This is a genomic window from Haladaptatus sp. AB643 (assembly GCF_024136975.1).
Taxonomy (GTDB): Archaea; Halobacteriota; Halobacteria; order Halobacteriales; family Haladaptataceae; genus Haladaptatus.
Genome location: NZ_JAMYJW010000012.1, coordinates 132,624 through 149,282 on the forward strand (window position 1 = coordinate 132,624; position 16,659 = coordinate 149,282).

Genomic DNA, 16,659 nt, shown 5'->3' on the forward strand with positions numbered 1-16,659 from the left:
GTCGATTACTGACAGGCGTCGCACGTCGGATCTTCGACGGTACAGAGGTCCTTCCCGTCCGTTTCGTCCGCCGGTTGTCCGCCGTCGGTTTCGGCTTCGTCGGCTCCGAACTCGTCCCGGTGCTGGCTCTTGCCGTACTCGGCCATGTCGAGCGTGGATTTCTCGATGCCCGACGCGCCGAGCGTCCGCAGGTAGTAGGTCGTCTTCAGGCCCAACCTCCACGCGGTCTTGTACACGTCGTCGAGGAGCGTACCGTCCGTGGACGGGAAGAAGACGTTGTGCGAGACCGATTGGTCGATCCACGTCTGCCGGTGGGCGGTCAGTTCGAGTTGGTGACGTGGGTCGATCTCGAACGCGCCGCGATACAGTTCCTTCAGGTCGTCCGGAACGGCGTCTATCTCCTGAATCGAACCGTCGTGGTACTTGATCCGGTCCACCATCTCCTCGTCCCACTCGCCGATTTCCTGCAGGTCGTCAACGAGGTGGTCGTTGATGACAGTGAACTCGCCGGACATGTTCGATTTCACGTAGAGGTTCGAGTACTGCGGTTCGATGGACGGCGTGGTTCCGTTGATGGTCGAAACCGTGGCCGTCGGCGCGATGGCCATCGTGTTCGAATTTCTCATTCCGTGCTCTTCGACGTGTTCGCGGACGACGTACCAGTCGAGGGTCTCCTCGCGATTGGTCGGAATCTCCCTCCCTCGTTCCGCTTCGAGCGAATCGACGGTGTCCTGCGGGAGCAGGCCTCGGTCCCACTTCGAACCGTCGTAGGACGGGTAGGGTTCCCGCTCGGCGGCGAGTTTCGAGGAGTTCAGGATGGCGTGGTAGGAGACGAACTCCTGCCAGCGGTTCGCGGCCTCGATACCCTCTTCGGAGTCCATCGGGATTCCGAGTTCCATCAGCGCGTCGTGGAATCCCATCGTTCCGAGTCCGACCGGCCGGTGTCGCATGTTCGACTCCTCGGCCTCGTCGGTGGGGTAGAAACAGAGGTCAACGACGTTGTCCAACATCCGCATGGCGGTCTCGATGGTGTCAGCGAGGTGTTCGCGATCGAGCCTCGCGGTCGACTCCGACCGCTCGGTCTCCGCGGAACGCTGTTCCGCGCTCTCGCCATCCGAAACGTGCGTAACGAAGTTCACGCTGCCGAGGTTGCAGACGGCGTGTTCGTCCTCGCTCGTGTTCAGCGTGATTTCGGTGCAGAGGTTCGAGGAGTGAACCGTCCCGACGTGGTCCTGCGGCGAGCGGACGTTACACGGGTCCTTGAACGTCAGCCACGGGTGGCCCGTCTCGAACAATCGTGTGAGGGTTTTGCGCCACAGTTCCTCGGCATCGACGCGCTCGTACTGCCGGAACTCGCCCTCGTCCGCCATCGCTTCGTACTCCAGATATTTCTCCTCGAAGGCGGCACCGGACAGGTCGTGGAGGTCGGGGACCTCGTCGGGGCTGAACAGCGTCCATTTCTCCCCCTGTTCGACGCGCTTCATGAACAGGTCTGGAATCCACGCCGCCGTGTTCATATCCGGCGTGCGTCGGCGCTCGTCGCCCGTGTTCCGTTTCAGGTCGATGAACGCGGGGAAGTCCAGATGCCAACAGGCGAGGTAGCCACAGGCCGCCCCGCGCCGCTTTCCGGAGCGGTTTATCGCCGCCGTCACGTCGTTGCTGATGCGGAGGAACGGCACGACGCCGGTGGATTCCACGCCCGTCGATTCGATGAGCGCGCCGCCCGCGCGGAGGTTGGTCCAGTCGTTGCCGAGGCCGCCGCTCCACTTCGAAAGCTGTGCGTGGCCTTTGTACGACTCGAAGATGTGTTCGAGGTCGTCCGAGACCGTCGTCAGGTAACACGACGACAGTTGCGGGTGGGTCGTCCCGCTGTGGAACAGCGTCGGCGTCGATGGGGTGAACTCCAGTTTCGAGAGGACGTCGTAGAACTCCTCGGCCCGGCGCTGCGGTTCGTCCTCTTCGACCGCCAATCCCATCGCGACGCGCATCCAGAACGCCTGCGGCAGTTCGAGGTGCTCGCCGTTCTCCTCGGTTTTGAGGAAGTACCGCTGAATCAGCGTGTCCATCGCCATGTGCTCGAACCGCTCGTCGCGGCTCAGTTCGAGGTAGTCGGCCAGCGATTCGAGGTCGAAGGTTTCTGTCAGTCGCGGATCCAGACGGCCGATTTCGACGCCGCGTTCGAGGTTGTCGATGAACGTCGAGCGGTACTCCTTGTCCAGTTCGTACCCTTCCAAATCCTCGCCGATAACCTCGCGGTAGTACCGTTGGCGCGCCGCGGCCGCGGCGATTCTCTTGAACGTCGGGTCGCGTTCGACGCGCGCGGAGAGCGCGTCGACGACGGCTTGATACAGTTCGTCGGTGCTCGCGCCGTCGTAGGAGTTCCGCTCGATTTCGGTGACGATGTCGTCCCAGTCGTCCGCCGAAAGTATCGTTTCGTGGCCCGTTCGTGCTCGGTCCAGAATCGACCGAGCGTCCGTCGTCGTCGCTGTTGATTGGTGGCTCATAAATCGTTGACTCGTTTTACTTGTCGGTCGGATGAGGAGGGTCGTCGTCCAGTTCCGCGTCGAGAACCGCGTCGAGTTCGCGGAGGAACTCCTCCGGTTCGGAGAACGCCTTGTACACGGAGACGAACCGGATGTACGCGACCTGGTCCAGTTCGCGCAGGCGCTCGGAGACGAGGTCACCGACGAGGCTGGACGAGACGATGCGCGTGTCCCGGTTCTGGAGGTCGGACTCCACTTCCTGGACCAGACTCGTCACCGCTTCCTCGCTCACGTGGCGTTTTTCGACGGCTCGATCGATCCCCGCACGGAGCTTCCGGCGGTTGTACGACTCGATGTTCCCGTCGCGTTTCTTCACCTGGAGGGAGTCCCATTCCGGACGCTCGTACGTCGTGAATCGAAACGAGCACCGTTGGCACTCGCGCCGCCGTCGTACCGACGTTCCGTCGGCGCTCGTGGTGTCGATGACTCGCGTCCGTTCGTTCCCGCAATCCGGGCAGTTCATGGTTGTCACTCCTTGCACCTCCTGTTGCTTAAGCCCACATATGGGGTCTCGCTTCTTCCAACCGCTATATGTGGTGTCCAGTCACTACGGCATAAACGTTTCCCAATCGAGTTTCAATAATACAAATCAACTTGATTTGTGTTCGGCACGGCAATGCGTACTCCGATGGACGGCCCTTCCACTACGAGTCCAAACCACCGAAAAACTGTCCACCCGCCCGTTCGTAGGTATCGTCCGCTCAGTCCATCTCGTGGATCTTCTCGCCACGGTTGAGTCGTTCGGCGATTCGGAACGTCTGTTCGCCCGCCCGCCGCGTCGGCGTGTGCGCCGAGAGGTAACGAGCGGTCCCGATGAGGTGAATCCGCGCCCTTCGTTCGCTCTTCTCGGTTCCTTCGCCCGCGAGCGTGTCGTACTGGTCGAACGCCGCCTCAACGTTCTGCCTGGTGTGGAACCCGACGTCCTCTCTCAGGAGCGCCTCGCCGAGTTTCCGTTTCAGCAGGTCCGTGTCTCCGTCGGCTTCGAGATACTCCGCCGTCAGCCTTCCTGCTCTGTCCACTTCCGCATTGGACTCCACCTCGAAGGTTTCCATCAGTTCGTCCAGCACGGTGTCGGGCAAGCGGTTTCCGTCCGGTTCCGGAATCGGCGTCGGCGGCGTGTTGAGGAACCTGTCGAGGTAGACGCTCATCGCCGCGTCGAAGACGCCGCGATAGGCTTCCGACGCGTCCGTCCGCCCCGCGAGTCCGTACACCGCGTTCGCGTAGGTGTAGGTGTGGTGGACGGTGTTCCAGTCGCGGAACTCGTTCGACGTTCCGAACTGGGCGACGCGTCGCGCGGCGGCGAACGTCACGACTTGCGCGAGTTCCGCCGCCGTCGCGCCGTCCTCGATTGCGCCCGTGACCGCGTCCATGATGGCGTGCGGGTCCTCGCCGAGGAGAATTTCGACGAAGTCGTCGGGTTCCGTCCACGTCTCTCCCTTCCCCGCTTCGAGCAACTCCGGCAGTTCGTCGGCGGCGTCGAAACACAATTCCGCCACGTCGATGGGTTGCCGCCACGAGGAGTTTTCCTCCGCCCGGTTCGCCGACGCTAGCCCCGGAACGAGGCTGGGGAGCACGTCGTCCGCGTGCTCCCACCCGACGTGGTCCAGCGTCTCGAACGCCTTGTTGATGAAGTCCAGTCGGTGACCGGTATCGAGGTAGAGGTGGTCGGTGACGGCGGCGACGAGCATTCCCGCGATTTTCGACTCGTCCAGTCCTTCGCCGATTGCGGCCCTGAGTACGCGTTCCGCTCCGTCCGAGTCCCGCACCTCGATGTTATCGCGGAACCACTCGGTCAGTCGCTCTGCCGAAATGTCCTCGGTCGAAAGCGACTCCTGAACGAAGAACGGCGGTTCGCCCGAACACTCGTCGGCGACTTCGGTCAGTCCGACGTAGAGCGCCCGCCGACGGTCCTCCACCCGCACGTCGTCCAACAGGTTCGCCATCACGCCGAGCGTCGTCAACCCCCGTCCCCATCCGGCCTGTCGATAGTGGGTGCCGAACTCCGCCCCGAGTTCCACCGGGACGGTGGACGGGACGCCTTCGGACTCCAACCCGATGACGGCTTTGGCGACCACGAGGTCGATGTTCTCCTGCAATCCGTGTTCGAGACGGTTGCGCCAGTGCTCCTCGGGCGGTTCCGTCCGCGGCGGGTTCGGTTGGACGTACACTTCGCCATCCCGGACCTCGACGGGGTAGGTCTGCACGTCGTCGGCGAACGGATCGAAGGTATCGCCACAGGACATCTCGAATCGCGCGTGATGCCAGTGGCAGGTCAGGACGCCGTCGTCCACCGATCCTTTCGTCAGTGGGAAACCCATGTGGGGGCAGCGGTTATCTATCGCGTAGAACTCGTCCTCGTGGAAAAATAGCCCGATGGAGTGGCCGTTCGCCTGTACGATCTGCGGGGTGTCCTCTCGGAGTTCGTCCGCGTCAGCGACTCGGACGAACGAACCTTTCGTTGCCATGGTTGGTATATTGTCACATGGCATCAAAACCCTTCCCTGAAACGGATTTATGTAACCGTCCCGTCAGTCGGCCACGCCCTCCTGCAGGCGTTCGTACCGCTCGGCGAACTGGGACTTACACGACGAACAGCAGAAGTGATACAGTTCGTCCTCGATGCGCGTCGATTCGCCCTCGTTCGTGACGGTGTTGCCACATTCCACGCAGTCGGGGGCGAACTCGATGGTTCCCGGTTGCGGGTTCCACTCCTCGTCCACGAGTAACTGGACGTCGTAATCGCGGACGGCGTCCCCTTCGACGGCGTCCGAGAGCAGCGTTTCGACCGCCCGTTCGTGGAGGTTCGCCTTACAAACGACGTGCGAGTCGGCGGTGACGAAGATGTGTTCGACCCCGTCGAACGACCCGAGCGACCCCTTGATGGCATCGACGTGGCCCGGTTTGGCGTTGATCGTGATGAGCAGCGCGAGTCCGTCGATGAGGATTCCCTGATCCAAATCCGTGGTGAATCGGCGGATGATTCCGATCTCTTGGAGGCGGTCCACGCGGTCGGAGACCGTCGGCGGGGAGAGACCGACCGTGTCGGCGATTTCGTTGTAAGGGCGGCGTGCGTCCTCTACGAGCAACCGGATGATCTCCCGGTCAGTGTCGTCGAGTTGTCGCATAATGCTGATATTCGTGTTATAGGTGGAAAACAGTTTTTATCATCACGAATCTCTGCCGGTGACTTCGAATATATATTCGGGTGAATACAAAATTTCACTTGTTTAAAAAATGAATTATCTGTTCTATCTGGCATTCGTCCGGCATCTATTCGACGTCAGTTCGGTATCGAACGGAAACGGCGGCTATCCCCCCTTACCTCTTTCCGTTGGCTACCTTCGGATTTTTCCCGCAATCGCAAAAAGTAAGCGGTGAGTATACTGGTGTATGGTCGAAACCATCGACGTTGACGGAATGAGTTGTGGCGGTTGTGAACAGAATGTCGTCGAAGCGCTCGAAGACGTCTCGGGTGTCTCCGACGCCAACGCCGACCACGAGGCCGGGACTGCGACCGTCGAGGGCGACGCGAACACTGACGATCTCGTCGCCGCGGTTCAGGACGCTGGCTACGACGCCTCGGCCTGAAGAGTCGAAACGCTTAGACGCTATCCGGCCAATTTCGAGCCATGAGCGACCTGTTGGTTCGTGCCGCGCGCGGCGAACGTACCGAACGCCCGCCGGTCTGGTTGATGCGGCAGGCCGGACGATACATCCCGGAGTACCGCGACATCCGAAGCGACTACTCCTTCAAAGAGGCCATCAAGACGCCCGAAGTGGCCGAACGAATCACCCTTCTGCCGTGGGAGTTGTTCGAACCGGACGGTCTCGTCATGTTTTCGGACATCCTCACCGTCCTCGAACCCCTCGGCTTCGAGTACCACATCGAGAGCGGCGTCGGTCCGGTCGTCTCGAACCCCGTCGCCAGTCCGGACGACGTTCCGACGGCGTTCACCGACGTCGCCACCGAAATCGACTACGTCGGGAAACTGCTCACCAGACTCCAGAACAGCATCGGCGATCAAACGAGCATCATCGGTTTCTCCGGTGGGCCGTACACGCTCGCCTCGTACGTCGTCGGCGACGAACCCACGTCGCGGAAACCGATCCGTCGGTTCCGGACGAACCACCCCGAAGCGTTCCGCGACCTCCTCGAAATCTTCACCGACGCGGTGGTGGAGTACGTCAAGTACCAACAAGCACAGGGTGCTGACGTGATACAGGTGTTCGACACGTGGTCGGGCGTGTTGACTCCCGACGACTACCGGGAGTTCGTCCTGCCGCTCCACCAACGCATTTTCGACGCCATCGACGTGCCCTCCATCGTCTTCGCGCGCCACCCCGGCGGCAAACTCGACCTGCTCGCCGAATCGGGCGCGGACGTGGTCGGCCTCGACTGGACCATCGACATGGCCGACGCCCGCGAACAGTTGGGCGACACGCCCGTTCAGGGCAACCTCGACCCGTCCTACTTGCTCGGCAGTCCGGAGTTCGTCAAGGAGAAGACACACGAGGTCATCGAGAAGGCGGGCGACTCGGGCCACATCCTCAACCTCGGCCACGGCATCGACCGGACAACGCCGGTCGAAAACGCGCAGGCGTTCGTCGAGGCGGCGAAGGAAGTCGAACGATAGGAAATTTCATTTCTACTTGACGACACGACCTTGTATGTCCCTCCGATTGGTGGCCCGCAAGGATTTTCTCTATTTTGCTCGGAAAAAGTCGTTCTGGGCCGTTTCGGCCGTCCTCACCCTGCTCGTCGTTCTGTGGTCGTACTTCTACACGATTCACTCCTACAGCACTGGAACCGCGGTGGACGTAGTGCAGTACGTTTACTCCGCGGCACAGGTGCTCGTTCCACTGATCGGACTGTTCGTCGGGTACAGTGCAGTCGCGGCCGAACGCGAGTCGGGAACGATGAAACTCCTGCTCGGACTGCCACACTCCCGACGGGACGTGTTCGGCGGCAAGTTCATCTCCCGCTGCGGTGTCGCCCTCATCCCCTCGTTAGCGAGTTTCCTCCTCGCCGTCGTCTTCATCGTCTCGCAGTTCGGCCGGTTTTCGCTCGGACCGTACGCGCTGTTCACGGCGGCGACGGTTCTCCTCGGTGCCGTGTACGTTGCAATCGGCGTCGGACTGTCGGGACTGGCGAAATCGAACCGCTGCGCCGGAATCCTCGCGGTCGGCGCGTTCGCCCTCTTTCAGTTGTTCTGGGGCATGCTGGTCAATATCGTCGCGTACCTCAAAACGGGTTCTTCGATGAAGGTCGCCCCCTATCCGGCGTGGACCTACCTCGTGAAATGGCTGAGTCCGTCCGGTGCCTACGAAGGACTGCTTCATCTGTCCTTGCTCCCGCCCCTCCGAATCGCCTCGGGCGGCCAATCCCCGGCGTATCTCTCCCCGTGGCTATTCCTCGTCGTCCTGCTCGTCTGGGGAATCGTCCCGCTCGCGGTCGGTTACTGGCGGTTCGAAAATGCCGAACTGGACTGATTACTCCGCCAACTGTCCCGCCAACGCCTTCGCCTCCCGAATTCGACTCGGGACGCCCATCCTCGCGGTGTAGTTCGTGGCGAGGTGGACTCCGTCCGGCGTTTCGAATTCATCCAGCGCGTCCCACGATTCGTCGTAGGCCGGGAATCCCCGGTGGAGTTTGTGAACGCTCAGCACCTCGGCGTCGCTTCCCATCACGTTCGCGAACTCCGTGGCTGCAATTTCGCCGAGCGTCCCGTCGCTCTCTTCGAGCAGTCCCGGGTTCTTCATCCCGCCGAGGAAGACGGTGTACACTCCACTTTCACCGTTTTCCGCCTTCCCGGTCCGTCCGAACATGCTCGCGTTCCACGAGACGCCGAGCGTATCGAGTCCTTCGTCGTGGCGCACTTGATAGCCGAAGCCGTCCCGGTCGGAATCGGCCCGGAGGTGCACGAACGCGAGCGGGTTGTAGTTCAGCCTTCGGAGCGATTCTGCCGTGTCGGTGAGATTCGACAGGAGGTCGGCGCTCACCTCGGCGGGCGTGGTGACGACCACGTCGTCCACGTCGAACGACCCGTCGTCGGTTTCGAGGACGAATCCCTCTCCCTGCTCCCGAATTTCGGTGACTGGGGTTTCCAGATGGACGTTCTCCTCGTGGGCGTCGTAGAGCGCCTCCGGAAGCCGTTGGACGCCCTCCTCGAAGGTCATCGCGGGGGCGGAACTGCCGTCGGCCATCGCGCGTTTGAGGACGGGCGTCAGCAGGTCGCCGTACGTCTCCTCCATTCGCATGACGCCGGAGAGCGAATGCTTGACCGGCATTCGATGGGGGAGTGAGCCGTACGTCCCACCGAAAAGCGGGCCGATGAGGTTCTCGTACGCTTCCTCGCCGAACTTCCGCGTGAACATCTCCGCGGCGGTTTCCTCGGGGTCCACCGGATCGGTTTGTGGCTCCTCCAGCACGTCCAGTTTGCCGCGCCAGGACAGCAGGTCGGTGGTGCCGAACTCCTCGATGGAGAACGGCGCGCGACGGAGCGCGCCGTTCGCGTAGACGAACAGTTTCGTGTCCCCGGCTTCAATGACTTCGTCTTCTAGACCGAGGTCGGCGATGAGTTCGTCCACCGGTCCCGTGCGTCGCAGACGCTGTGGTCCCCACTCCAGCAGGTAGCCGTCGACGCGGCCGCTCCGAATCACGCCGCCCGGTTCGTCGTCGGCCTCGAGGACGACGTAGTCGATTCCCGCCTCGTCGAGGTTGTGGGCGAGCGCGAGGCCGGTGATGCCCGCGCCGACGATTCCGACCGTCATTCGTCGAGGGGGGCGTTGAGACACATCGTTCCCGGCGTGTCCTTACACTGACACTGGCGGAACTGGTAGTACGACGGGTCGAATCCGGCGACGAACGGTTCCACGAGGTCGGCGAGAACGTCGGAAAATCGCTCGTCGTCGTGCGGAACCGGCACGCGGTAGAAGTCGAGACCCGCTTCTTCGGCCTCCTCGTGGAGTTCGTCGTCCAGTTCGGACAGCGTCTCGCTCTGTTCGTGCATGAAGCTGATGGGGTCCACGACCACGCGCTCCGTATCGAGGTCGGCGACGACCTCCTCGACTTCGGGTTCCGTCCACGGAATCTCGCGGTTACCGTGGTTCTGGAAGCCGAGCGCATACGATTCGAGGCCGAGTTCGCTCGCCATCACGTCGCAGAACTCGTTCACGTACACGTCGTAGCGACTGCCCTCGTCCAGATAGTGGCTCGGCGTTCCGTGTGCCGAAAAAAGCAGTTCGGTGTCGTCGTCGGTCAGGTCGAGGTCTTCCTCGTCGGCGTACTCGCGGATGTTCTCCGCGCGGATCCGGTTGTACGTCGGGTGTCTGTGCCACCCCGTCACCTCGTGGACCGGCACGTCCCAGCCTTGCTCTTCTACCGCGTTCGTGAGCTCTTCGAGCGAGGCGACGGTGGTCGAGGCTCCACAGAGCGGGTAGGCGGGAAGCCCGATGAGTTCGTCGACACCGTCCTCGCGGGCCTGCTCGACTGCGTCCCCGATGTACGGTTCGGTGAACTGGAACCCGACGTAAGTCGTCGCGTCGAATCCCCGTTCGTCGAGTTCAGCCTCCAGCGCGTCGGCTTGCGCTTTCGCCTGCGGGTCGAGCGGCGATCCGCCGATCTCCTCGTACTCCTCGATGAGTCCGGGGGCACGTCGCTCGGCCAACTGCCGGGACCGTTGGCGCGCTTCCTCCTCGGTGGTATCACCTTCGAGGTCGGCGTTGTTCATGAAGATGCGCTCGAGATAGCCGAGCACGTTCTCCCGCGTCGGTTCGTCCGGCTCGCCGAAATTGAGTACCACGACGCCAGTCGTCATAGTCGATGTTCGGGGCGGATACGCCGAATAGTTGTCGTTTGCCGCGTCGTCGAGGATTTTATCACGGGTCAGACGACGTCCAGTTTGGAAAACGAATCGCTCTCGAAATGGAACTGTATCTCACGAACGATTCCCAGTTGATGGCCCTCAGAGAGTTCCTTTCGGCTAGAGCCACTCGGCGGCCCACAGTTCTAGCTCCTCGAAGATCGGACAGAGTGAGCGACCTTTCTCGTTGAGGCTGTAATAGGTCGCTATCGGCGCGTCTTCCTCGGTACGGCGACTGACGAAACCCATCTCGCCGAGGTCGTCCAACACGCGCGAGAGCGTCCGCGAACTCGCACCCGTCGAGCGTTTGAGTTCGTTGAAGCGCTTCTCGCCGTCCTGTAGATCGTGGAGGACGACCAATCGCCATTGGGACCCGATTTGCTCGACCGATTTTACGACCGGGCAGACGTCAAGAGATTCCGAAGACATTCGTGTTCTCGTTGCACCCAACTCCGCGAAGGTATATATCGGTTCGTATTCCAACCACGTAACAAAGTGATACCGAATATGGTCGGCAGGCCGAGCACGGAATCGTGAGGCTTCGTCGCCGACCTGTCGAAACGTTTCGAGCTAGTAACTCACAGACTGACTCGCCCGATAGCGTCAACCTATAACCTAAATTATTTATCCTCTGGGTTTGGCAATATTTGGTATGAAACGGGCACTCGCCGTCATCGAGGCATCCGAGTCGGCAAAAGCATTGGTTCGGGAAGCGGGCGAACTCGCCGCGGGCGTCGGGGCGGAACTCGTCTTGCTCCACGTCACGACCAACGAGGAGTACGAGGAGACGAGAACGTCCCTGGAACGAATTCCGAACCTCGAAAGCTCCTACACCGCAGGGCAGGCACTCGAAGGTGCTCGACAGTTCGCCGCTGACCTCGGGCGTGAGGTACTCGACGGCGTCGACGTCGAACACGAGTCGGTGGGTCGCATCGGCGACGAGCGCGACGAAATTCTCGCCACCGCAACCGACCTCGGTTGTGACCACGTCTTCCTCGCGGGCCGGAAGCGTTCCCCAACGGGGAAAGCGCTGTTCGGCGACCGAACGCAGTCGGTCATTCTCGATTTCGACGGTGCCGTCACCGTCGTCACGGAATAATCCCCACCCATCGTTTCCTCCGAACCACAACACGTAAGTTGATGCTCCGCTGACAATCGTATCAATGTTGGGACGATTGTTCGGTAGTGAACCTGTTTCTTCACCGATAGATCTGTCCCACGACGACCTGTTCAACCTGTGTCGCGTCGAACGTCGCCGACACGCTATCTCCATTATGGCGAACGTGTCAGACGTAATCCCGATGCGGACGCTCGTGGACGAAGTCACCGCTCGGGAGTTCGGCTCCGATTGGACGACGGACAACCGAACGACCGTCTACACGACGTTTTACCAACAACACATCTCGGTCCTGGAAGACGCCGACGTGTTGTCCGCGCCCGACGGTCCCAGTGGCACGCTGTATCCGGAAGGAAACGCGGAACCGCTCGCGGAGTTGCTCACGTTCATCGGGACGATTACCGACTGACTCGTCGTTACCAATCGCCATCGAGCTTCCGTCGTGCGACCAGATATCCGGCGTGCGTTCGCCACCGTCTCCCGCTCTCGACGTGCTCCACCCGGTACCGCGAACCACAGCTTCCGCACCGTCGTTTTGCCGGTCGCTTGACCGCTTCGGATGCACGAAACCGCCGTGCCTCCCAGTCACAGGACGAACAGACTAGGCGGAGACGCGCGTCCGCGAACGAACGACAGTGGCGTGGCGCGTCGAGTTCGCGCGCCTTCGTTTTGAACCGTCGTCCGTGTCCGGACTCACCGAACTGTTGAAACTCCCACGCGTGAACCAGTTCGTGTCGAATCGTCCCCGTGAACTCGTCCCACCCGAACGAGCGATAGGCCTCCCACGTCAATCGAATCGTTACCTGCTCGGTTCGGTGATCGTAGAGACAGGCACCTGCACGGCGGACTGCGCGGTCCGAACACTCCCATTCGACCCGCTCGAAATCCACCGGGATCGGAACCACTCTGGCGTAGCGTTCCGCTGCGTCGAGCAACTCATCGCGGGTTTCCGGCCCCATCGGACGATGGTTCGAATCGACGGATTATAGCGTTGCCCGTCTCCCCCAGCCCCGACTACAGTCGATGGAGCCGACCGGTCTGGCAGTAGGGACATCTATCGTCGGGTTCCGGCCGAGTGCTGACTCGTCCACACATCGAACACGCCCGAAGGACACGTTTCCATCGCTCCCGTTCCGCTTCGAGCGTTGCCACTCTTCGCTGGGTTTCCGCAAGGCGTCGATGGAGGGACGCGATTTCGGCGTGTAACCGCTCGTAAAGTCGATGTTCCGTTTCGTGTTGTGGGTCCGAAGCTTCGATTCGTGGCCGGCGAGAACCCATTCCACCGTGATTGTCCGACGTCATGCTTCTCGATAAACGAACGTGACGAACGACCATGAATGGGACGGCGGCCGTTCGACTGGCCCTTGCTATATAATGCACTTGTAATAGAAAGCCGAACCGCGAATAGCCGGGGGCTATTTGTTTCCACTGGGGACGGTGGCGGAACGTGTTGACGACTACCAGTCAGGGTACGCACCTTCCCGGTGCGTTTACCTATACTTTACATTCACGAGACAATTTTTTCTATCTTCCACAAAAATGGGAGGTTCAGCTACTCCGTCACATCGTCGGGTCGCACGACTTCGAGTGGTGCGTAGAGTCGCTTTCGAGCGTCGGGAAGATACAACCGTTCCTCGATGAGGTTTTCCTCTTTGAGTTTCATCAATGCATCACGTGTCGTGCGTGCCGGTAGCAAGGCGTCCGTCCGAACCTGCTGTTGTGTCATCGGCGATTCGTCCGTGAGAACCCGATAGACGAGTTTCGCACTCGGTGGTAGTTCGATGAGCCGTTCGAATCGGTCTTGGGGGGTAGTGTTACTGCCGGAGGGTCCGGCAAAATCGACCACTGGTGTTCGGCATACCAGTCCTTCCTTCGGAGTCATCCCTGTTATTTATTCCGGTACTGGTGAATGTATGCTAGACCGGATGCTTGAGCACATCTTTAACTATTCTTGGATTTCATAACCACAAGATATAAAGATGCTTTAGCGAATGGTTCATTAACAAATTCCGTTCGGTGGAAAAACCGGCACACTCGAATCCAATCATGGCTGTTGAAGAACCAACGATACTCGTCGTCGATGACGAGGCAGACGTAACCGACCTCTATGCGACGTGGTTAGAGGACTCCTACGACGTTCGGCGAGCGTACGAAGGCCGTGAGGCGCTGGACATGCTCGACGACGGGGTCGATGTCGTCTTACTCGACCGACGAATGCCCGGTCTCTCCGGCGACGAGGTGCTCGCGGAACTTCGAAACCGCGAACTTCACTCCCGAGTCGTGATGGTGACTGCCGTCAAACCCGATTACGACATCATCGATATGGGGTTCGACGACTATCTCGTCAAACCCGTCTCGAAGGACGACCTGTACACGACCGTCGGTGGAATGCTGACACGGGTCGAATACGACGCGAAGATGCAGGAGTACTTCTCGCTCGCCTCCAAGAAGGCCGTCCTCGAAACGGAGAAGGACGAAGACGAACTCCACCGGAACGAGCAGTATCAGGAACTGGAGGCGGAAGTCGAGCACCTTCGTGAGTCCGTCGACGACTCCCGAGACGACCTCGAGAGCCACGACGACTTCGTCGGCGCGTTTCGCGACCTCGACTGAATCGACTGATTTTCCGGTCGACACGTTTTTGGGTTCGTTCCAACCTGTTCTCGTATGAATCTTCCCGACGACTGGACGACGGACTCCTGTCCCGTGAACGGCGTCGATTTACAGTACTACCGCACCGGCGAGGGACCGTCGTTGGTCATGGCACACGGCTTCTACGCCAACGGTCGATGTTGGGAACCGTTGGTGGCCGATTTGGCGGACGAGTACGACATCGTGACGTACGACGCCCGCGGTCACGGTCGGTCCGAGGCCCCCGAATCGGGGTACGAAATCGAGGACCGCGTCGCCGACCTCGTCGGACTCGTCGAAGCGCTCTCCCTCGACGACCCGATCCTGCTCGGCCATTCGATGGGTGGATCGACGGCGGCGTGGACGGCCGCGACGCACCCCGACCTCCCGCGTGCGATCGCTCTCGAAGACCCTGCGGGGATGTACGGACCGCCCGATATGGGTCCGGACGAGCGGGCGGAGACGGTTCGTAAGAACGTCCGCGAGTGGTCGAACAGTTCGCTTGAGGAACTCGAACGCGACCATCCGAACTGTGACCCCGGGTTGGCCCGTCGCCTCGCCGTTGCGAACACGGAATGTCGCCCGCAGATCGCCGAAATACCGCGTGAAGGCTATCCCCGTCTGGAACGGGCGTTCGCGGATATCACCTGTCCGACGCTCGTGCTCAAGGCGGACGCCGATACGGAAACGCGGGCCGAAGATCTCGACATCGCCGAAAACCTATCCGACGGACGACTGGTTCACATTCCCGACGCCGGTCACTGCATCTTCCGCGAGCGATACGACCCCGCATACGCCGAGCTACGGACGTTTCTTCATCGGCTATCGTGACGAATGCCGCACCACCTGACGAATATATGATGTGATTATCCAAAATGGTAAAGTAGCTGAGTTCACAGCTTTCGGACATGGGTGACGAGAAGGAAGCAAAGATACGGAGCGCCCTCGGGTTGGACGACGGAGCGGCCGAATCACCGGAACGACGGTTCGAACGGCGATTGTGCGCCGCCTTGGTGGATGCACGCCGTGCCGGTGTGGATTACTGGCGACTGTTCGAACTCCTCGAAGGACAGCAGCGTGCGGCAGTTCGAGCGTCGTTTTCGCAGGGTGAGTTCGGGTCCGATCATTCGACGGTGTCCGAGGAAACGATCCAATACTCCGAGGTGGTTCACGCCACCGCGAGTGCGCTCGATGCGGGCGGATCGAAGCGCCAACTGCTGTTCAACCTCGCCAGCGCGTATCAGTTGTTCGAGGACGATTGGTCGAAATAGCCGCCGCTCCACGTGTAGATAAAGAAATACCTCGTGTACCCCTACCCGAGGTACGCCAAAATTGACGGGGATATGGTAAATGCTTTGTGTTCTTACTCAGAGTGCGACCGTGTACACCGATTCTCCGTACTCCCCGTCGCCGATTTCCACCGTCGCCTCATCGCTCTTCTCGAACCCTAACCGCCGGTAAAATCCGGTTCCCCTCGTGTTCTCCGAGAGCACCATCGCCCGGATTCGTTTCATGTTGATGTCGCGCAAGTCGCTCCGTAACCGCTCGTACAGCGCGCTTCCGATGCCATCTCCCCAGTGGTCCGGATCGACGTACAGTCGGAGCAGATCACCTTCATCCTCGTGACATATCGCGTGACAGAATCCGAGCACGTCGTCGTCCCTGGTCGCAACGAGAAACAGCGTTCCCGGCCGCTCGACCGCATCCGTTAGCGAGTCGTCGGAGTACCACGAGGCTATCGTACCGTCGATACTCTCGCCGTCCATGATTTCGGCGTAGGCGTCGCTCCACGCACGGCGTGCGACATCCCGAACCGATTCGAAATCGTCCTCGTTCGCTGGCCGAATCTTCATTTGTCTCCCCCTAATTGCCGTTCGCCGTGCTCCGTGGTAACGATGATGAATCACAACTCGTGTTGCGGAACGAAAAGTCAGCTTTGTTCGGTCGTCGGCGTTCCATCCTCGAACACGAGTTTCGTCCCCGATTCGATGCCTGCCCGCTTTGCGAATCCCTGTCGCATCTCGACGACGTACTTCGCGTTCCCATCGCTCCGATACTCCCGAAGTTTCCAATCGCTCGCGTTCGGTTGCGTGTCTGCGTGGGCGACGTTGAGGACGGTGCCGTCCGGACCGACGAAGATCATATCGAGCGGGATCAGCGTGTTCTTCATCCAGAACGACTGTACCTGCGGGTTGCCGAACACGAACACCATCCCGTGGTTTTTCGGCAGCGATTTTCGGTACATCAGTCCGTGTTCGCGCTCGCTCGGCGAGTTCGCGACTTCGAGCGTCACCGCCGTCCGGTTCCCACCTGTGACGAACGCGGCGCTGACGGTCTCTTCGACCTTCGTCGTCCGATGTTCGCCCCCGTTTCCAGGCTCCTGCCCGAGTCCGATGCCCCCGGTACACCCGGCCAGCACGACGAGACAGACGACCAACAGGGTCGCGCTCACACGCATGCGCCTGAAAACGGGAGCAACTGACAAAAATACGTGGTGCGATTCGAC

At 60.7% G+C, this 16,659-nt stretch carries 19 protein-coding genes; 8 read left to right on the forward strand and 11 right to left on the reverse strand.

What is annotated here, in order from left to right; genetic code table 11:
• Nucleotides 1-5: 5 nt before the first annotated feature.
• The 4 genes from NKF25_RS20120 to NKF25_RS20135 form a co-directional block, all read right to left on the reverse strand.
• A complete protein-coding gene (locus NKF25_RS20120) occupies nt 6-2,504 on the reverse strand; it encodes a ribonucleoside-diphosphate reductase subunit alpha (RefSeq protein WP_253228419.1) in 2,499 nt (832 codons plus the stop codon).
• Nucleotides 2,505-2,520: 16 nt separating this feature from the next.
• The gene (gene nrdR / locus NKF25_RS20125; protein WP_253228420.1) at nt 2,521-3,006 is read right to left on the reverse strand and encodes a transcriptional regulator NrdR; all 486 of its coding nucleotides are present in this window, start codon (nt 3,004-3,006) and stop codon (nt 2,521-2,523) included.
• A 238-nt stretch (nt 3,007-3,244) separates the two neighbouring features.
• Nucleotides 3,245-5,008, reverse strand: a complete 1,764-nt coding sequence (locus NKF25_RS20130) for a Rieske 2Fe-2S domain-containing protein (protein WP_253228421.1) — start codon at nt 5,006-5,008, stop codon at nt 3,245-3,247.
• A 63-nt stretch (nt 5,009-5,071) separates the two neighbouring features.
• Nucleotides 5,072-5,668 carry an AsnC family transcriptional regulator gene (locus NKF25_RS20135; RefSeq protein WP_253228422.1) on the reverse strand — a complete coding sequence of 199 codons (597 nt, stop codon included), beginning with the start codon at nt 5,666-5,668 and terminating at the stop codon, nt 5,072-5,074.
• A 265-nt stretch (nt 5,669-5,933) separates the two neighbouring features.
• Here NKF25_RS20135 and NKF25_RS20140 point away from each other — a divergent pair, with 265 nt between their 5' ends.
• From NKF25_RS20140 to NKF25_RS20150, 3 genes are read left to right on the forward strand one after another with little or no spacing between them, the layout of a single operon-like run.
• Complete coding sequence (locus NKF25_RS20140; RefSeq protein WP_253228423.1) at nt 5,934-6,131, forward strand: heavy metal-associated domain-containing protein; 198 nt, start codon at nt 5,934-5,936, stop codon at nt 6,129-6,131.
• 41 nt (nt 6,132-6,172) lie between these two features.
• A complete protein-coding gene (gene hemE / locus NKF25_RS20145; protein ID WP_253228424.1) occupies nt 6,173-7,177 on the forward strand; it encodes a uroporphyrinogen decarboxylase in 1,005 nt (334 codons plus the stop codon).
• A 34-nt stretch (nt 7,178-7,211) separates the two neighbouring features.
• Nucleotides 7,212-8,033, forward strand: coding sequence for an ABC transporter permease (locus NKF25_RS20150; protein WP_253228425.1), 822 nt, complete (start codon nt 7,212-7,214; stop codon nt 8,031-8,033).
• On the opposite strand, the gene hemG is transcribed toward NKF25_RS20150, so the two are convergent.
• The 3 genes from hemG to NKF25_RS20165 form a co-directional block, all read right to left on the reverse strand.
• On the reverse strand, nt 8,034-9,314 hold the full coding sequence (gene hemG / locus NKF25_RS20155) for a protoporphyrinogen oxidase (protein WP_253228426.1): 1,281 nt from the start codon (nt 9,312-9,314) through the stop codon (nt 8,034-8,036). It lies immediately after the preceding gene.
• The gene (hemH, locus tag NKF25_RS20160; RefSeq protein WP_253228427.1) at nt 9,311-10,360 is read right to left on the reverse strand and encodes a ferrochelatase; all 1,050 of its coding nucleotides are present in this window, start codon (nt 10,358-10,360) and stop codon (nt 9,311-9,313) included. Before hemH ends, hemG begins: the two co-directional genes overlap by 4 nt.
• A gap of 165 nt (nt 10,361-10,525) precedes the next feature.
• A complete protein-coding gene (locus tag NKF25_RS20165) occupies nt 10,526-10,834 on the reverse strand; it encodes a helix-turn-helix domain-containing protein (protein WP_253228428.1) in 309 nt (102 codons plus the stop codon).
• 223 nt (nt 10,835-11,057) lie between these two features.
• Between NKF25_RS20165 and NKF25_RS20170 the strand changes: the two genes are divergently transcribed.
• Complete coding sequence (locus tag NKF25_RS20170; RefSeq protein ID WP_253228429.1) at nt 11,058-11,504, forward strand: universal stress protein; 447 nt, start codon at nt 11,058-11,060, stop codon at nt 11,502-11,504.
• A gap of 184 nt (nt 11,505-11,688) precedes the next feature.
• Nucleotides 11,689-11,931: a hypothetical protein gene (locus tag NKF25_RS20175; RefSeq protein ID WP_253228430.1), complete on the forward strand. Its 243-nt coding sequence runs from the start codon at nt 11,689-11,691 to the stop codon at nt 11,929-11,931.
• Nucleotides 11,932-11,938: 7 nt separating this feature from the next.
• Here the strand turns inward: NKF25_RS20175 and NKF25_RS20180 are convergent, their stop codons facing one another.
• Both NKF25_RS20180 and NKF25_RS20185 read right to left on the reverse strand, forming a co-directional pair.
• A complete protein-coding gene (locus NKF25_RS20180) occupies nt 11,939-12,481 on the reverse strand; it encodes a SprT-like domain-containing protein (protein WP_253228431.1) in 543 nt (180 codons plus the stop codon).
• Between the two features lie 593 nt (nt 12,482-13,074).
• Nucleotides 13,075-13,404 carry a hypothetical protein gene (locus NKF25_RS20185; protein ID WP_253228432.1) on the reverse strand — a complete coding sequence of 110 codons (330 nt, stop codon included), beginning with the start codon at nt 13,402-13,404 and terminating at the stop codon, nt 13,075-13,077.
• A gap of 164 nt (nt 13,405-13,568) precedes the next feature.
• On the opposite strand from NKF25_RS20185, the gene NKF25_RS20190 reads away from it, so the two are divergent.
• The 3 genes from NKF25_RS20190 to NKF25_RS20200 all read left to right on the forward strand — a co-directional run bounded on the left by NKF25_RS20190 (nt 13,569) and on the right by NKF25_RS20200 (nt 15,424).
• Entirely contained in the window at nt 13,569-14,135 is a 567-nt protein-coding gene (locus NKF25_RS20190) for a HalX domain-containing protein (protein WP_253228433.1), read from the forward strand.
• Nucleotides 14,136-14,189: 54 nt separating this feature from the next.
• Nucleotides 14,190-14,984, forward strand: coding sequence for an alpha/beta hydrolase (locus tag NKF25_RS20195; RefSeq protein WP_253228434.1), 795 nt, complete (start codon nt 14,190-14,192; stop codon nt 14,982-14,984).
• A 77-nt stretch (nt 14,985-15,061) separates the two neighbouring features.
• Nucleotides 15,062-15,424, forward strand: coding sequence for a hypothetical protein (locus NKF25_RS20200; RefSeq protein ID WP_253228435.1), 363 nt, complete (start codon nt 15,062-15,064; stop codon nt 15,422-15,424).
• Between the two features lie 96 nt (nt 15,425-15,520).
• Here NKF25_RS20200 and NKF25_RS20205 read toward each other — a convergent pair whose 3' ends face one another.
• Both NKF25_RS20205 and NKF25_RS20210 read right to left on the reverse strand, forming a co-directional pair.
• Nucleotides 15,521-16,006, reverse strand: coding sequence for a GNAT family N-acetyltransferase (locus tag NKF25_RS20205; RefSeq protein ID WP_253228436.1), 486 nt, complete (start codon nt 16,004-16,006; stop codon nt 15,521-15,523).
• Between the two features lie 77 nt (nt 16,007-16,083).
• Entirely contained in the window at nt 16,084-16,611 is a 528-nt protein-coding gene (locus NKF25_RS20210; RefSeq protein ID WP_253228437.1) for a DUF192 domain-containing protein, read from the reverse strand.
• Between the last annotated feature and the right edge of the window lie 48 nt (nt 16,612-16,659).

What these genes read in the sequence shown, in the direction of transcription:
- NKF25_RS20120 (WP_253228419.1), bottom strand. Translation starts at nt 2,504, where the DNA reads ATGAGCCACCAATCAACAGCGACGACGACGGACGCTCGGTCGATTCTG.
- nrdR (WP_253228420.1), bottom strand. Translation starts at nt 3,006, where the DNA reads ATGAACTGCCCGGATTGCGGGAACGAACGGACGCGAGTCATCGACACC.
- NKF25_RS20130 (WP_253228421.1), bottom strand. Translation starts at nt 5,008, where the DNA reads ATGGCAACGAAAGGTTCGTTCGTCCGAGTCGCTGACGCGGACGAACTC.
- NKF25_RS20135 (WP_253228422.1), bottom strand. Translation starts at nt 5,668, where the DNA reads ATGCGACAACTCGACGACACTGACCGGGAGATCATCCGGTTGCTCGTA.
- NKF25_RS20140 (WP_253228423.1), top strand. Translation starts at nt 5,934, where the DNA reads ATGGTCGAAACCATCGACGTTGACGGAATGAGTTGTGGCGGTTGTGAA.
- hemE (WP_253228424.1), top strand. Translation starts at nt 6,173, where the DNA reads ATGAGCGACCTGTTGGTTCGTGCCGCGCGCGGCGAACGTACCGAACGC.
- NKF25_RS20150 (WP_253228425.1), top strand. Translation starts at nt 7,212, where the DNA reads ATGTCCCTCCGATTGGTGGCCCGCAAGGATTTTCTCTATTTTGCTCGG.
- hemG (WP_253228426.1), bottom strand. Translation starts at nt 9,314, where the DNA reads ATGACGGTCGGAATCGTCGGCGCGGGCATCACCGGCCTCGCGCTCGCC.
- hemH (WP_253228427.1), bottom strand. Translation starts at nt 10,360, where the DNA reads ATGACGACTGGCGTCGTGGTACTCAATTTCGGCGAGCCGGACGAACCG.
- NKF25_RS20165 (WP_253228428.1), bottom strand. Translation starts at nt 10,834, where the DNA reads ATGTCTTCGGAATCTCTTGACGTCTGCCCGGTCGTAAAATCGGTCGAG.
- NKF25_RS20170 (WP_253228429.1), top strand. Translation starts at nt 11,058, where the DNA reads ATGAAACGGGCACTCGCCGTCATCGAGGCATCCGAGTCGGCAAAAGCA.
- NKF25_RS20180 (WP_253228431.1), bottom strand. Translation starts at nt 12,481, where the DNA reads ATGGGGCCGGAAACCCGCGATGAGTTGCTCGACGCAGCGGAACGCTAC.
- NKF25_RS20185 (WP_253228432.1), bottom strand. Translation starts at nt 13,404, where the DNA reads ATGACTCCGAAGGAAGGACTGGTATGCCGAACACCAGTGGTCGATTTT.
- NKF25_RS20190 (WP_253228433.1), top strand. Translation starts at nt 13,569, where the DNA reads ATGGCTGTTGAAGAACCAACGATACTCGTCGTCGATGACGAGGCAGAC.
- NKF25_RS20195 (WP_253228434.1), top strand. Translation starts at nt 14,190, where the DNA reads ATGAATCTTCCCGACGACTGGACGACGGACTCCTGTCCCGTGAACGGC.
- NKF25_RS20200 (WP_253228435.1), top strand. Translation starts at nt 15,062, where the DNA reads ATGGGTGACGAGAAGGAAGCAAAGATACGGAGCGCCCTCGGGTTGGAC.
- NKF25_RS20205 (WP_253228436.1), bottom strand. Translation starts at nt 16,006, where the DNA reads ATGAAGATTCGGCCAGCGAACGAGGACGATTTCGAATCGGTTCGGGAT.
- NKF25_RS20210 (WP_253228437.1), bottom strand. Translation starts at nt 16,611, where the DNA reads ATGCGTGTGAGCGCGACCCTGTTGGTCGTCTGTCTCGTCGTGCTGGCC.